Source organism: Sulfolobus islandicus Y.N.15.51 (assembly GCF_000022485.1).
In the GTDB taxonomy this organism is placed as follows: Archaea; Thermoproteota; Thermoprotei_A; order Sulfolobales; family Sulfolobaceae; genus Saccharolobus; species Saccharolobus islandicus.
Window position 1 is genome coordinate 2779266 of record NC_012623.1, and the last position, 13982, is coordinate 2793247.

Here is a 13982-nt window from a genome sequence, read left to right on the forward strand (position 1 = left end):
TATGAACATGATTATTAGGAGAAAGAACGCGAAAGCATTGTCCGGTGCTGTAACTGCATTAATATTAGTAATAGCATCAGTAATAATAGCATTAGTAGTTGTGGCATTTGCCTTTGGATTATTTGGAGCATTTGCAGGACAAGGGACAGTAACACAAGTCGGAACAGCAACACTAAATGCTGGTACTAAAAGTCTGATAGTCACTCTGAAGAATACTGGAGCAACTACACAAGTTACTGGAGTGATTATAAATGGAAACTTAGCTAGTGTATCAGGCCAAGTTACCATAAGTGCTGGTGAAAGTACATATTCAATCGCACTAAGTGTCAGCACTTCTACATTACAAAATCTAGTTGGTTCTCCTATTTCGCTGACATTACAACTTTCTAATGGACAAACAGTAACAGTGAGTGCAATAGTAACGAGCTGAAAAAGAGGAGCCAGCAAGATGAAAAGTTTTTTTTTAATATTTTTCCAATTTTGCAAAAATTTTTATCATAATTCATATAAACATTATTATTTAAGCCTTTGCGAATACTAGTATTTGTGGAATACCCATATTTTGACTTGAAGACTGCTAGAGAATTGTTACCGTGGCTTAGGGATCGCTTAATACAATTGAGAAAGATAAAGAATGAGATTGAGATCCTTTTAGTTAATGGTGATAAATATGCTTTGCAACAATACGCTAGTGAGACTAAGAAAATTATTGACGAAATCATTTCAAAGGGTATTATACTACGAGACATAGATATAGGCTTAGTTGACTTCCCAGCTATTATAAATAATAAGCCTGCATTTCTTTGTTGGAAAATAGACGAGGGTGACATAAAGTATTGGCACTATACGGACGAGGGATTTAGAGGGAGAAAGAGGTTAACTGGTTATGAGGATATTCTAAGTTTACGTTAAATTTATTTATTTAATTCTCTTAACAATTCCCTATGTACGTTGGTGAAAGAGTAAAAAGAAAAGAGGATTTAAAGTTCATTACTGGTTCTGGACGATACGTTGACGACATTGAGTACCCGGGGACATTATACCTTTATATTGTTAGGAGTAACATTACGCACGCTAAAATTAAGAAGATTGACGTTAGTGACGCTTTGAAAGTAAATGGTGTTATTGGTGTTATCACTGGTTTGACAATCCCTTTTGAGAATAGACCTAGGAATTGGCCAATGGCCAAGGATGAGATATTATACGTTGGCCATCCTATTGCAGCAATTTTGGCTACTGATAAATATACAGCAGCTGATGCTGCAGATTCGGTTCAAATAGACTACGAGGAGTTACCTGCAGTTATCGATCCAGAAAAGGCTTTGAAAGACGATGTAAAAGCAGTTGAGGGTAAAAGTAATATTGCCTATAAGAAGGTTTATAACGCGGGTGATCCAGATAAAGCCCTTTCAAACTCAGATATTATATTGGAGGAGAAACTCGAAATTTCAAGGGTTTATCCCTCGCCAATGGAAACTAGAGGATTGCTTTCAGTATATCAAGAGGGTAGTTTGTTAGTTTACGCATCTACTCAATCCGCCCATTACATGAGAAGGTATTTATTGTCAGCCTTTGGTAACATGGTTAGGGATATAAGAGTTATTCAAGCTGATGTTGGAGGTGCTTTTGGGGCTAAGTTATTCCCATATGCTGAGGATTTCATAACTGTTTACGCTAGTTTGCAATACAAGAGGCCCGTAAAGTGGGTTGCTTTAAGGAGTGAGGATATAAGGGGTATGTACCATGGTAGGGGACAGATACACAAGGTTAAGTTTGGAGCTAAAAAGGATGGTACTTTGACTGCAATGATAGACGATGCGGTTATTGACTTAGGTGCTGCTTCTCATGGAACTTACTTGGTGGATATAGCAGCTACAATGTTGACTGGACCGTATAAGGTTAGGGATCTAAGGGTTAATGCTTATGGCGTTTACACGAATAAGACTCCGTTGGATCAATATAGGGGTGCCGGTAGGCCAGAGGCTGCTTTCGTATACGAAAGGATCATGGATATTATTTCTGATGAGCTGAAATTGGATCCAATTTACGTTAGAAAAAGGAACTTAATTACTGAATTACCTTATGTTAATCCTCTTGGTCTAAAGTATGATTCTGGTAATTACTTAAAGTTACTGGAAAAAGCCGAGAAAGTCTATAGGGAGTTTGAGGAGAGAGCTAATGAGTTGAGAAAACAAGGTAGAAGAATTGGTGCTGGTTTATCATTTTATCTAGAGCAGAATAACTTTGGTCCTTGGGAGAGCGCTTCAGTTAGGATTAAGGCGGATGGTAAGGTTCAAGTTATAATTGGTGCAAGTCCACATGGCCAAGGTACTGAAACTGGTATTGCTCAAATCGTTGCCGATGAATTAGAAATAAGTGTTGATGATGTTGAAGTGATCTGGGGCGATACCGCTATTATAGGTGAGGGTTTTGGTACTTACGGTAGTAGGAGTTTAACCTTAGCTGGTAATGCAGCATTATTAGCTGCTAGGAGGGTAAAGGAGAAGGCTTTGAGGTTAGCTGCACAATTTATGAAGTCAGATGTTCAAGAGCTTGAATATAAGAACGGTGAGGTTATTAATCCTAAGAGTGGTAGAACAATGAGTCTGAAGGAAATTGCTACTCGTAATATGGCTAGCTTAGGTGGTATTTGGGAGTACAAGGAAGAACCCGGACTGGAAGCTAGTGGATATTTCGGATTTGATAATCTAACTTATCCCTACGGTTCACATGTGGTTTTAACAGAGGTTGATGATTCTGGAAAGGTTAAGATACTAGATTATTATGCTATTGACGATATAGGTACTGTTGTAAATCCAATGTTAGCTGAAGCTCAAGTTATAGGAGGAGTGATTCAAGGCTTTGGTGAAAGTATTTTTGAGGAAATTGTTTACGACGAGAATGGTAATTTGCTAACTGGTAATTTGTTTGATTACGCTATTCCAACAGCTGTTGAGGCATTCAATATTAAATGGGAGTACATGGAAGAGGGAAAGTCTAATGCTCCTTTGCCAGCAAAGGGAATTGGTGAGGGAGCGACAATCGGTACTCCACCGGCTCTTATAAGGGCAATAGAGAAGGCTATTGGTAAGAGGTTAACTAGATTGCCAAGCAAATTAGAGAATTTAATATAAAATTCTCCTTTTTTATAAAGTAATTTAAAATTCTTTTGACAGTAGTATAGATAGAAAGCTATTTAAGTAAAAATAAACACTGTTAAAGCAGTATGACTCAAGTAATAGAATCCTATTCCTCACCATTTTATAAGAACATAATCGATTTACCTCCATCAATGGTTAGGAAATTATGGAAAAGTGGAAAGATAATAATACTCGATATTAGAACACCACAGGAATATGAGGACCATCACATACCGGGGGCGATCTTAGCACCCCTAGACTATCTAGAACATTTAACTGAACTTTTCGAAGATAGGGAAGTTGCAGTAGTTTGTGAACACGGAAATAGGGCTAGTTATGCCACATACGGTATGCCTCATCTTTACAAGAAAAAGGCTTACTATATGATTGGTGGAATGGCATTATGGATGGCAATGGGTTACGAAGTGGAAAGTGGAATGGACGAAAATGGAGTGTTATGGCAAAAGATTCTAGAAATGAAATTCAACTATTAACAAGCTGAGCCTCCACTGGAACGTAAATAGTATTTTGGTTAGTTACTATTACTAGAGTCAAAGTTACTGTTTGTAACCCATTAGGAAAGGTAAATCCAGTGTTAATAGTATATTTATGTTGGCCTATCGATAGCGTATAGTCAATGTTATGCAAAGTTGTGCTGTAGATTATCCCTACTATCTTAGCATTGCTAAAGGAATTTTCCAAGGTGATGTTGAGTTTACCATCTTGTGTTATGAGAGCTGTACCTATTTGTCTTACTTCTCCATAGCTGCTTCCAAAATACCCCAGATATCCGAACAATATAGAAATTACTGTTATAGCTAAGATTACTGAGGCTAGTATCACTATCATCATTGTCAAGGAATCACTTAAACCTTTTCTCATATGTGTTATTTAGTTTTCGATGAATATAAATTAGACCGTTTTATATAGATTTTTTGTACTGATTTTTATATATAGTTATACGAGTCTAGTGAAAAAGGTTTATATAGAATAGATATCGTTGATATTCTGCTACAATGAAGAATACGAAACACCAGGTCCTTTAGGGTATAGCAAATACCGAACTTTAATCAAAACTAAGAGGTTCATATATGTGAAGAGTCCTCTGATCCTCCTAAAAATACCCTTGATAACGAGTTTTCAAGTTAATAGAAAACACTTTAAACCTTATTATATCATAAAAACACATGATTAAGGTTAATAGATACGAGATTTTTCTTGATTTCAGCTTTCAAACTGGAGATTATAAGGGATATGAGAAAATTGAAATGGAAAGCGATGAAGAAACAGTAGTACTAGACGCTGTAGGTTTGAAGATTTTAAAAGTAAAAGTAAACGAAAAAGAGATTGAATTCTCACAAGACGAGAGTAAAGTCAACGTGAAAAGTGGATCTTTTTCTGGTATTTTAGAGATAGAATTTGAGGGAAAGGTTGCTGAAAGGAAATTGGTGGGTATTTATAAGGCTTCTTATAAAGATGGATACGTTATTAGTACGCAGTTTGAGGCAACACATGCTAGGGACTTTATCCCTTGTTTTGATCATCCTGCAATGAAGGCCAAGTTTAAGTTAACTGTTAGAGTTGATAAAGGGCTTAAGGTAATATCCAATATGCCAGTAGTAAGAGAAAAGGAAAAGAATGGGAAATTAGTATATGAATTTGATGAAACGCCTAGAATGTCTACCTATTTACTATACCTAGGAATTGGAAACTTTGAGGAAATTAAAGATGAAGGTAAGATTCCAACAATTATAGTAGCCACAATACCAGGCAAAGTGCAAAAGGGAAGATTCTCTATGCAGATCTCAAGAAATTCTATAGAGTTCTATGGGAAGTATTTTGAAATTTCCTACCAATTGCCTAAAGTTCATTTAATCGCAATACCGGAATTCGCATATGGGGCTATGGAGAATTGGGGGGCAATTACTTTTAGGGAGACTGCTTTATTGGCTGATGATTCTTCTTCTGTTTATCAGAAGTTTAGGGTTGCTGAGGTTGTTGCTCATGAGTTAGCTCACCAATGGTTTGGTAACTTGGTAACTTTAAAGTGGTGGGACGATTTATGGTTAAACGAGAGTTTCGCAACATTCATGAGCCATAAGGCTATTTCGCAACTATTCCCGTCATGGAACTTCTGGGGTTATTTCGTTTTAAACCAGACTTCTAAAGCATTGGAGAAGGACTCTGTGTCAACTACGCACCCAATAGAGGCACACGTAAAGGACCCTAATGAAGTAGAGCAAATGTTTGATGATATTAGTTACGGTAAGGGGGCTAGTATTTTAAGGATGATTGAGGCTTATGTTGGTGAGGAGAATTTCAGAAGGGGTGTAGTTAACTACTTAAAGAAGTTCTCGTATTCAAACGCTCAAGGTTCTGATTTATGGAATTCCATTTCTGAAGTTTATGGTTCTAATATTTCTCCGATAATGGCTGACTGGATAACTAAACCTGGCTATCCCATGGTTAGGGTTAGTGTTTCTGGAAATCGCGTAAACTTAGAGCAGGAGAGATTTTCGGTATTAGGAAACGTTGAGAACTTGACTTATAAGATTCCTCTTACCATGGAGGTTAACGGTAAGATTGTAACTCATTTACTAGACAAGGAGAGAGAGACTATAACTTTTGAGGAAGATATAAAGAGCTTTAAGGCTAACGTAAATAGGACTGGATTTTATCGAGTTCTTTACAACTCTTATCTAGTGTTCAATGCCAAATTATCAGAGCTCGACAAGTGGGGTATTATAAACGATTACTGGGCTTTCCTATTGGCTGGTAAAATAGACTTTAAGGAATATGAAAGGATAATATCTAAATTCTTTAATGACAAAGATTTCTTACCGGTTAATGAGCTTTCTAATGAATTATTTACCCTTTATGCGATAAATCCGGACAAGTATCAAGGTATTTCAAAGGAATTTCATAGAATTCAGCTGAAGAATTGGAGAAATTCAAAGGATGAGTTAGGAAGACTGACGTATTCAAATATTCTTTATAGACTTGCTGCAATGGATGATGAGTTCTCTTTAGGTCTTTCTGAGATGTTCAGATTCTACGATTCTCTAGATTCTGATACGAGACAAGGAGTAGCTGTGGCATATGCTATTACTTATGAAGAGGACGCTATTGACGAACTGTTAGAGAGATATAGGAAGGAAAGCTTTGATGAGGAAAAACTTAGATATCTAACCAGCATGTTATTCTTTAGGAAGCCTTATCTTGTGGGAAACACTTTAAGTTTAATACTGAGCGGTGAGATTAAGAAGCAAGATATTCCTTATACATTAAGCGTAGTATCTTACAACCCTTATGCTAAGAGTGCAGTGCTAAGTTGGATTAAGATGCATGTCAACTTCATGAGAGAGGCCTATAAGGGGACTGGGATACTTGGGAGGAGACTTGCAGAAGTTATTCCACTAATTGGAATAGGGGCAGAAAAAGAAACTGAGCAGTTCTTTAGTAATCTTAAAATGCCAGAAGGAGAGAGAGGAATAAGAACAGGGTTGGAGTTACTTAAAGCTTATTCGAGGTTAAAGTGATAAAGATTTTTTAACATGTACCTTTTACCCTTTCTAAATATTATATATCATGGATAAGTACAAATTAGCTTTATTAGGTGAAGCTGGTGCGGCCGGATTAGATAGAGGATTTTCGATTAGATATAAGGTTTTTTACGAGTCTTATCTGAACGAGGTATCTCACTGGAAGTATTTTCAAAAATATAGTAGATCGTTCTTGGAGAAACCCGTATATTACGCTTTTTCAATCCTTGGTTTTGTGATTTCACTATTTGGAATAGAGGCTGTTAAAAAGGTTAATGAGATCGTAGAAAGAAACGCCATTGATTTTTACAAGATTAACTTTAATGAGAGTAATGAAGATATAAAGAGAATTCTGGAGGATGAGGAAAAGCACTTCTCTATGTCAGTTGATGCTTAAATAAGTTTTGCATAAGAAGATTAAATTAATGGTAAAGATTTACTTAGGTCCTGCGGGAATTCCGCACTCCTCTAAAAAGAAGAATACGATTGAGGGTATAAGGACTGTTAAAGAGTTAGGCTTAAACGCTATGGAAGTTGAGTTCGTGCAAGGTGTAAGAATGAGCAGGGAAACTGCAGAGGAAACTGGACAAGTTGCTAAGGAATTGGGAGTTAGGTTATCGGTTCACGCTCCATATTTCATCAATTTGTGTTCCGAGGAAAAAGACAAAATTGATGCTTCGAAGCAGAGAATTTTAGATACAGCTGACAGGGCTGAGTTAATGGGAGCTGATGCTATAGCTATTCATATTGCATTCTACGGTAAAATGAGCCCAGAAGAATGTTATCAAAACGTTAAGGAAGGATTAGCAGAGGTAATAGATAAGGCTAAGGAAATGGGTATAAAGAACGTTAAGTTTGGTGTTGAAACTATGGCTAAGGAAACTGCTTTTGGGACTTTAGATGAAGTCATCTCGATATCTAAAGAGCTAAAGGGCGTAATACCCTACATAGATTGGGCTCATACTTTTGCTAGGCAAGGTGGGGAAATAGATTATGGGAAGATTATCGATAGGCTAATTAAGGAATTAGGTTTGACTCATATAAATTCTCACTTCGAATCTCTAGTTTCTAGGAAAGGAAAATATGTGGATGAGCATATTCCCATAGATGCTAACGCCCCACCGTTTGAACCATTAGCTAAGGAATTGCTTAAAAGGGATATTTCGATAACATTGATATGTGAAAGTCCAGAATTGGAAAGAGATGCGTTAAAAATGAAGGAGGTATTGGAGAGACTTGGATATAGACTGGAATGAAATACTAGTAGCTTCGGATTATGATAGGACATTAGCCAATGAAGAGAGTAATTTTGTAATATCCCCCATTGTTGTACAAAAGATAAATGAATTTTCAAAAAAGTATAAGTTTGTTGTAGTGAGTGGTAGGGAAAAGAAATTTATGGACAAGTTGGCTGTTGGTTTAAGACCTACTGCGTGGATACTGGAGAATGGTTCGTTGATATTTTTCGATAATAAAGAGTTTGTGCTTTGTGAAAAGAGTTGGTTTGAAAGAGATAGGGAGAAGATAATTGAAATATTAGATAATCTTAAAGCTAAGTATTCTATAGGTAGAGTTATAATATATATTGATGGTTATGGATCTAAATTAGATATGCTAAGGGATATAGAAAAGTATGGAAGAATAGAGGTGAATAGAAACGATGCTATGATTCTACCTAAAGGTGTGGACAAGGGTGTAGGAGTTTTGAAGTTTAAGGAATTAACTGGATTTAAGGGAAAGATAATAGCTGTAGGAGATAGTGAAAACGATTATGCGTTATTTAGAATTGCTGACATTAAAGTAGCAGTTGCAAATGCAATACCTCAAATAAAGGAAATTGCTGATATAGTGACTGAAAAACCTAATGGTTTAGGAGTAGTGGAGATTTTAGATAAGATATTATCTGGGAATTTTGGAAAAGAAGTAGATATCCACTAAGAACTCATGAATTCTTTTCATGTGCCAAGGATAATATGGTTTTAATCTGTACCTCTCAGACAATATTTCAGCAGAAAATCCGTGCTCTTTAGCTATTTTGATTATAATTTGCCTCGATCTTTCATTAGACTTATGTATAGAGTAGACTACATTGGAAATACTAAAAGCTGTTTGTAAAAACTTAATATCTATTCCTCTATTTACTACTCCAAATGGAGGATTTTGAATTACAGTATCAAATCTACCGTAAAATTGGATTATATCAGCATTTAACAGCTCTATGTCTAAGTTTAATTCGCTTTTGATATTTCTTGCAGTCTCTAATGATTCTAGATCAATCTCCACACAAGTGCAATAAGCACCTAAAAGTGAAGCCGCAAAGCAGAAAACGCCAGTTCCACAACCTAAATCAACTACCTTCTTATTGCTTATATGCCCAGATATATATGCGTGCCAAACTATTTGAGCAACTATTGGTGAAGGTGTTACATACTGTTCTAGTTCGTACTTCGGATTTGGATGTGGTTTTGAATATTTTTCTAGGAATTTTTCAATCTCTCTTTTACTAATTCTAGAGCTTCCAATAAATTATTCACCCTATTTTCCTTTATTTCAGGATAGAACCCTAATCTATCTAAAAGTATTGCCTCAAGACCTGCTCTTTTCGCACCAATTACGTCTATTTCGTAAATGTCGCCTATATGAATACCATCACTTTTAGCGATTTCCATGGCGTAGGAGAAAATCTTTGGGTGAGGTTTCATAACGTTCAAATCACATGATGCTACTATACCATCAAAGTACTTCTTAATACCCAGATCTTCTACTATTTTATAGATATTTCTGGTTGCGTTACTAACTAAAACAACTTTAAATCCGAGTTGTTTGGCTTCCTCTAGGAACGTAATTGAATCGTCATAGAGTTCATATTCCCCAGATAACAAGTTTTTGCTATTTAATCTAGCTATTGATTCTTGATCAGGATATATATTAAGTTCATAAAACAGTTCCCTAAAATCAAAAGCTGAAAGACCTCCGTATTCTGGGCTAGGATAGTGATGTTTTCCTAGAATCTTCGCAACTGCCTTGAAAACTCTCTTTTCGTCAACATTATACCCAATTTCCTTAAGGGCATATGCAATATTTTCGTGGTACCTAGGCTTAAAGTGTACTAGCGTCTCTCCTAAGTCTACAAATATTGCCTTCATATATATTCGCTTTACTTGTTCCTAATTAAAAATTTTGGCATTTCAATTTTCTCAGACTTGCAAACTGGGCATCTACTAGGCCTTTTTATTTTCTCAGAGTTGAATGTGTAGCCGCAACTCTTGCACCTAGCCGGTATTATTATAAGCGTATAACCTTTCCTTTTGCTCGACCTTGCCAAATGCTCTATATGATCGTAAATCTCTTTTTCCTTCCTAATATCTAGTCTTCTCATTATCTCCCTAGCACTCAACGGTTCATCTAAATAAGATAACAAGAAAAATATTTTTTCCCTAGTTGTTAAGAAGTCTGTATTCAATTAAGCTCAATATACTCTCTTTTGCGTCAATTTTAATATTATATGCTCTCAGTAGCCAATCATCTAGAGAAAAATCCCTCTGTTGATTATCAATTTCAATAACTTCATTTCCAAAGATATCTGAAAGATAACTACATATTTCAAAAAGAGATACTCTGTTACTTCCTACGTTTATTACACCCCTAGCCTCTTTATTAATAAGTAATTTACTTACCTTAGCTAGCGTATTCAAATCAATAATAGATATATAAAAGTTTTTATTACATTTCAAGATTTTTCCCCTTGTAGAAGCTTTAATAAATGGAAATAGAAAACCCCTATATGATAGTGAAAATAACGCTCCAACTCTTAAAACCAAGTAATTACCTAAAGTGATAATACTACTTTCTCCAACTAGTTTGGTTAATCCATAGTAATTCAATGGATTAGGAGTATTATGCTCTTTGTAAAAACCTCTCTTTCCATCATAAATTAGAAAAGAAGAAAGAAATACATTTACGCTTCCTACCTTAGAACCAGCTCTAGCTATGTTAATAGCATACCACGTGTTAAATGACCAAGCTAAGGGGGGATTCATGTTACTTTCAAAAATTGGTATTTCAAAGGTGTGCAATATCACATCTGGTTTTTCTCTTATAACCTTAGAAGGACTATCCACTATTGTAATCTCATTACTATTACTACCAAGAAATCTGGCAAAGGCTTTAGCAATCTCTCCTTCATCTGTAACTGCAATTTTCAATATCTATATCCTCTCTGATCTAGAATTAAAAAAGTTTCGATGATTATATAGTGTTGGTCAGGATTATTTTAAAAAAAGGCAAATCTAACCCAAGGTTTTGCTTATCTCAGTCACAATTATAGTTTTTAATTTTTCAGTATTATCCCTTAGTAACTGTATGATTGCGGATATCACTACGTTCTCATCATATTCTTCTGTGACCCTACTTTTCAATAACGAAGTAAAGGGTTGCATAACTTTATCTAATTCAATAGTTGATAATGTATTGGATATTTCTTTTACATACTCCGCTAGTACGATTGCTTTATCTATTGAAGACTCAGAGGATTTTTGCCTTATACTACCAGATAGTTTAGATGCGATAGTTTTGCCTATATTATCCACTACTTGAACTATAATAGGTTCAATAATCTTCTTATACTCGTCAACACCAGAAGTGGAAAATGATGCTGTATCAGCTATTAGGTTGACTTGAGAATTAAGAGATGATAGTATACTCGCAATTAGCTCTTTCTTTATGTATTCTTTACTATTCTCATCTAGTTGGAAAGAAACTACTCGATATTGTGCACTTTGTATTCCTAATTTTTCTGCTAAGAATTCTATTAGTGTTACAGCATTTATTCCTACACTTCTGAACTTAGCAGCAGCTAATGGACATAGTGTAACTACTTTTCCATATCTTTCTCCTATAGCTCTAGCCATTAAGTCAGCTCTCTTCCCTAAACTCTTTTCTAGGATTGCACCAGAACAACCTTCAATCTTCTTAACTCTAAATCCCTTTTCGCTTAATCTTTTAATTACCTCATCTGAATACTCAGAGGAGAAACAAGCTACATGCAAGTTTATATTCTCATTACTTCCGTCAATAACAATAGACTTTAATAGCCTAAGCTCTAATGGCACTACTTCGAAAAATACTTCTGCTCCAGCCAATTTAGAGTAGTCCTTATATGCTGTGGAGAATGTTCTGTAATCTTCAGGAGTAATAGTAATTATTTCTAATGAGTTGTTAACTGTATCTAAATTTTGTTTCATTTTTTCTAAGAATCTATTCCCATTTCCACTTATATAATCTAGAAATCCACTATCTGCTGATGTGCCTACTACTTTAACTTTTAATCCCATCTTTTTAAGTATTTTTAACGCAGTGATGGCTACTGCAGGATTACTTACAGCATTCTTGCCAACCCATAACACGAATTGACTATTTGGATCATTTACTGAGGCCAACTCTGGATCAGAAAAGATGGATAGTTCTACTGTTGGTTCCTCTGGTAATTTCTTAGCAACTAGACTGTTCAATTTGATCAATAGTGTTGAAATTGGAATTCGTGCTGGACATACTCCATCACAAAGACCACATTTATGACAGCCTGAAATCTCAGCTATTACACTATCCGGTATGTCAATGGAACCGTTTAATTCGTAATAAGCTATTGCACCCCTAACGAAATCAAACATACCCTTTGGAGCATAAGGCCATTGGGGAATTAGCCTATATTGTGGGCAAACAGTAACACACATTGAGCAATCTATACACATAAGGCTATAATCAGCGAAATCTTCCAAATACCTTCTCACATGCTTGAAACCCTCAACCTCGCCACCGGGAGACAATCTTTTAACAAAGCCAATCGCAAACCTAAAGTTTAAGGCCTCCTGCTGCCTTCTTGGAATTTCTAGAATAGCCTTAGCCCTATTCTTAGGATCAAAAAGCTTGCCGGGATTAAAAATTTCATTCGGATCAGTCTCTTCCTTATACTTCCTTATAACTTCATATCTATCGACTCCTAGATCACTAAATGTTTTCCCCATACTGCTTAATCTATTTTTAGCATATTTGTGAGCAAAGATACCTATTGATAAAAGGGAACCATTAACTTTTACGAATTCGTCCATCATTAATGTGTTCTTAGCTAAATCATACAATATCTTCTTATCAACTGGACTTACTGAAATTTGAGTAAATGCATTAACTAAAAGGACCTCCCTTCTCTCTAAAGCTATATCTACATCAAATCCACCATCAGGGGATAGCTCACCTAATTTGCCTATAGACTTTTCTAGATTCTTTAATAAATCTAAAAGCTTAGTATAATGTATTAGGCCATGTTGATGTATCAGTAGCCCTTGTGTTCTTAATGCTGCTGCAACGCCATGATTAAATGACCACCAACCAGTCCATTCTCCTTCAAAAACTTTGCCGCCATAAGATTGAGCGATCTTATAGATTTTCGGTTCGACTAGAGGTGATCTAGGAGATGGGTATAGTATTACCATATTCCATTTTTGAGGTTCGAATGGTGCCTTATACTTCTCAGCCATATATGTGGAAATATATGGACCCCTAACTTGAACGTGCCAAGCTGGAATTACTTCCCTATAAAACTCTCCCACTGCATGCATCATCTGATCCAAATTATCGAAGGATATAATCATAGCTTCAGTTGGAGAGAAATTCCTAAGCTTTAACCCAGCTTTAGCTATTATCCCGGTAGTACCTTCCGCTCCACATACTAACGCTAAATCCTTGCCCTCTAGTCTAACTAAGTCCCCTTTTGGATTTACCATTTCAACGAAGCTTACATTGTCTGAAATAAAACCATATTCATATGAACCTATTCCTAAAGCGTCTCCAGCTATCCCTCCTCCCACAGTGGAATCGTATGAAGATGGGAAGGTCCTTAATTGCAGTCCCTTCTGCTGAGCATAGATATCAACAAGCTTCCAGGTAGCACCGGGCTCAACTATTGCCATCTTATTCGATTCATCTATAGTTACGTTGGTCATCTTTGAAAAGTCAAGTAATATTCCACCATCTGCTGGTATTGCGTTACCATATCTATTTGTACCTCTGCCATAAGGGACTATTGGTATTTTATATTTGAGTCCTAATCTAACTACGTTAATAATATCTTCCACCGACCTAGGATAAGCAACGTAGTCTGGGACAATGTTAATCTTTATTCCAGACCACACTAGTTCTGGAACGAAACCGAAATCCACTGAATGAGATAGTCTCTCTACTAATTCATCATGAAAACTATCCCCTAGTAAACTTTTCAACTCCTCTTCCAAACCCATATTACTAC

General features: G+C 36.0%; 14 protein-coding genes. 8 read left to right on the top strand and 6 right to left on the bottom strand.

Features of this window, described 5'->3' with window-relative positions:
- Position 1 precedes the first annotated feature (1 nt).
- The 4 genes from YN1551_RS15045 to YN1551_RS15060 all read left to right on the top strand — a co-directional run bounded on the left by YN1551_RS15045 (position 2) and on the right by YN1551_RS15060 (position 3634).
- Entirely contained in the window at positions 2-430 is a 429-nt protein-coding gene (locus YN1551_RS15045; protein ID WP_048052402.1) for a hypothetical protein, read from the top strand.
- A gap of 116 nt (positions 431-546) precedes the next feature.
- Positions 547-912: a DUF2203 domain-containing protein gene (locus YN1551_RS15050; RefSeq protein ID WP_012712669.1), complete on the top strand. Its 366-nt coding sequence runs from the start codon at positions 547-549 to the stop codon at positions 910-912.
- A 32-nt stretch (positions 913-944) separates the two neighbouring features.
- Positions 945-3134: a glyceraldehyde dehydrogenase subunit alpha gene (gene cutA / locus YN1551_RS15055; RefSeq protein WP_012718253.1), complete on the top strand. Its 2190-nt coding sequence runs from the start codon at positions 945-947 to the stop codon at positions 3132-3134.
- Between the two features lie 92 nt (positions 3135-3226).
- Positions 3227-3634 (top strand): rhodanese-like domain-containing protein, encoded by a 408-nt coding sequence (locus YN1551_RS15060; protein ID WP_012714692.1) that lies wholly within the window; start codon positions 3227-3229, stop codon positions 3632-3634.
- Here the strand turns inward: YN1551_RS15060 and YN1551_RS15065 are convergent.
- Positions 3624-4022 (bottom strand): hypothetical protein, encoded by a 399-nt coding sequence (locus YN1551_RS15065; protein WP_012714693.1) that lies wholly within the window; start codon positions 4020-4022, stop codon positions 3624-3626. The two genes, YN1551_RS15060 and YN1551_RS15065, sit on opposite strands and share 11 nt — an antisense overlap.
- Before the next feature lie 305 nt (positions 4023-4327).
- Between YN1551_RS15065 and YN1551_RS15070 the strand changes: the two genes are divergently transcribed.
- The 4 genes from YN1551_RS15070 to YN1551_RS15085 are packed head-to-tail and all read left to right on the top strand — an operon-like array spanning position 4328 to position 8620.
- Entirely contained in the window at positions 4328-6679 is a 2352-nt protein-coding gene (locus YN1551_RS15070) for a M1 family metallopeptidase (protein ID WP_012718254.1), read from the top strand.
- Between the two features lie 49 nt (positions 6680-6728).
- A complete protein-coding gene (locus tag YN1551_RS15075) occupies positions 6729-7079 on the top strand; it encodes a ferritin family protein (protein WP_012712674.1) in 351 nt (116 codons plus the stop codon).
- A gap of 28 nt (positions 7080-7107) precedes the next feature.
- Positions 7108-7938 (top strand): deoxyribonuclease IV, encoded by an 831-nt coding sequence (locus tag YN1551_RS15080; RefSeq protein WP_012712675.1) that lies wholly within the window; start codon positions 7108-7110, stop codon positions 7936-7938.
- Positions 7919-8620, top strand: a complete 702-nt coding sequence (locus YN1551_RS15085; RefSeq protein WP_012714696.1) for a phosphoglycolate phosphatase — start codon at positions 7919-7921, stop codon at positions 8618-8620. The genes YN1551_RS15080 and YN1551_RS15085 overlap by 20 nt, the downstream gene beginning before the upstream one ends.
- Here the strand turns inward: YN1551_RS15085 and YN1551_RS15090 are convergent.
- From YN1551_RS15090 to YN1551_RS15110, 5 genes are all read right to left on the bottom strand, one after another.
- Positions 8582-9052 carry an METTL5 family protein gene (locus YN1551_RS15090; protein ID WP_080513547.1) on the bottom strand — a complete coding sequence of 157 codons (471 nt, stop codon included), beginning with the start codon at positions 9050-9052 and terminating at the stop codon, positions 8582-8584. The genes YN1551_RS15085 and YN1551_RS15090 overlap by 39 nt on opposite strands.
- A 107-nt stretch (positions 9053-9159) precedes the next feature.
- Positions 9160-9828 (bottom strand): HAD family hydrolase, encoded by a 669-nt coding sequence (locus YN1551_RS15095; RefSeq protein WP_012712677.1) that lies wholly within the window; start codon positions 9826-9828, stop codon positions 9160-9162.
- Positions 9829-9839: 11 nt separating this feature from the next.
- Entirely contained in the window at positions 9840-10145 is a 306-nt protein-coding gene (locus tag YN1551_RS15100) for a transcriptional regulator (protein ID WP_012718255.1), read from the bottom strand.
- A complete protein-coding gene (locus tag YN1551_RS15105) occupies positions 10120-10887 on the bottom strand; it encodes a sugar nucleotide-binding protein (RefSeq protein ID WP_012714698.1) in 768 nt (255 codons plus the stop codon). Before YN1551_RS15105 ends, YN1551_RS15100 begins: the two co-directional genes overlap by 26 nt.
- 84 nt (positions 10888-10971) lie before the next feature.
- Positions 10972-13974, bottom strand: coding sequence for an FAD-binding and (Fe-S)-binding domain-containing protein (locus tag YN1551_RS15110; protein WP_012718256.1), 3003 nt, complete (start codon positions 13972-13974; stop codon positions 10972-10974).
- Positions 13975-13982: the final 8 nt, after the last annotated feature.

Coding starts and splice junctions, on each gene's coding strand:
- YN1551_RS15045 (WP_048052402.1), top strand. CDS start 2: ATGAACATGATTATTAGGAGAAAGAACGCGAAAGCATTGTCCGGTGCT.
- cutA (WP_012718253.1), top strand. CDS start 945: ATGTACGTTGGTGAAAGAGTAAAAAGAAAAGAGGATTTAAAGTTCATT.
- YN1551_RS15060 (WP_012714692.1), top strand. CDS start 3,227: ATGACTCAAGTAATAGAATCCTATTCCTCACCATTTTATAAGAACATA.
- YN1551_RS15065 (WP_012714693.1), bottom strand. CDS start 4,022: ATGAGAAAAGGTTTAAGTGATTCCTTGACAATGATGATAGTGATACTA.
- YN1551_RS15070 (WP_012718254.1), top strand. CDS start 4,328: ATGATTAAGGTTAATAGATACGAGATTTTTCTTGATTTCAGCTTTCAA.
- YN1551_RS15075 (WP_012712674.1), top strand. CDS start 6,729: ATGGATAAGTACAAATTAGCTTTATTAGGTGAAGCTGGTGCGGCCGGA.
- YN1551_RS15080 (WP_012712675.1), top strand. CDS start 7,108: ATGGTAAAGATTTACTTAGGTCCTGCGGGAATTCCGCACTCCTCTAAA.
- YN1551_RS15095 (WP_012712677.1), bottom strand. CDS start 9,828: ATGAAGGCAATATTTGTAGACTTAGGAGAGACGCTAGTACACTTTAAG.
- YN1551_RS15110 (WP_012718256.1), bottom strand. CDS start 13,974: ATGGGTTTGGAAGAGGAGTTGAAAAGTTTACTAGGGGATAGTTTTCAT.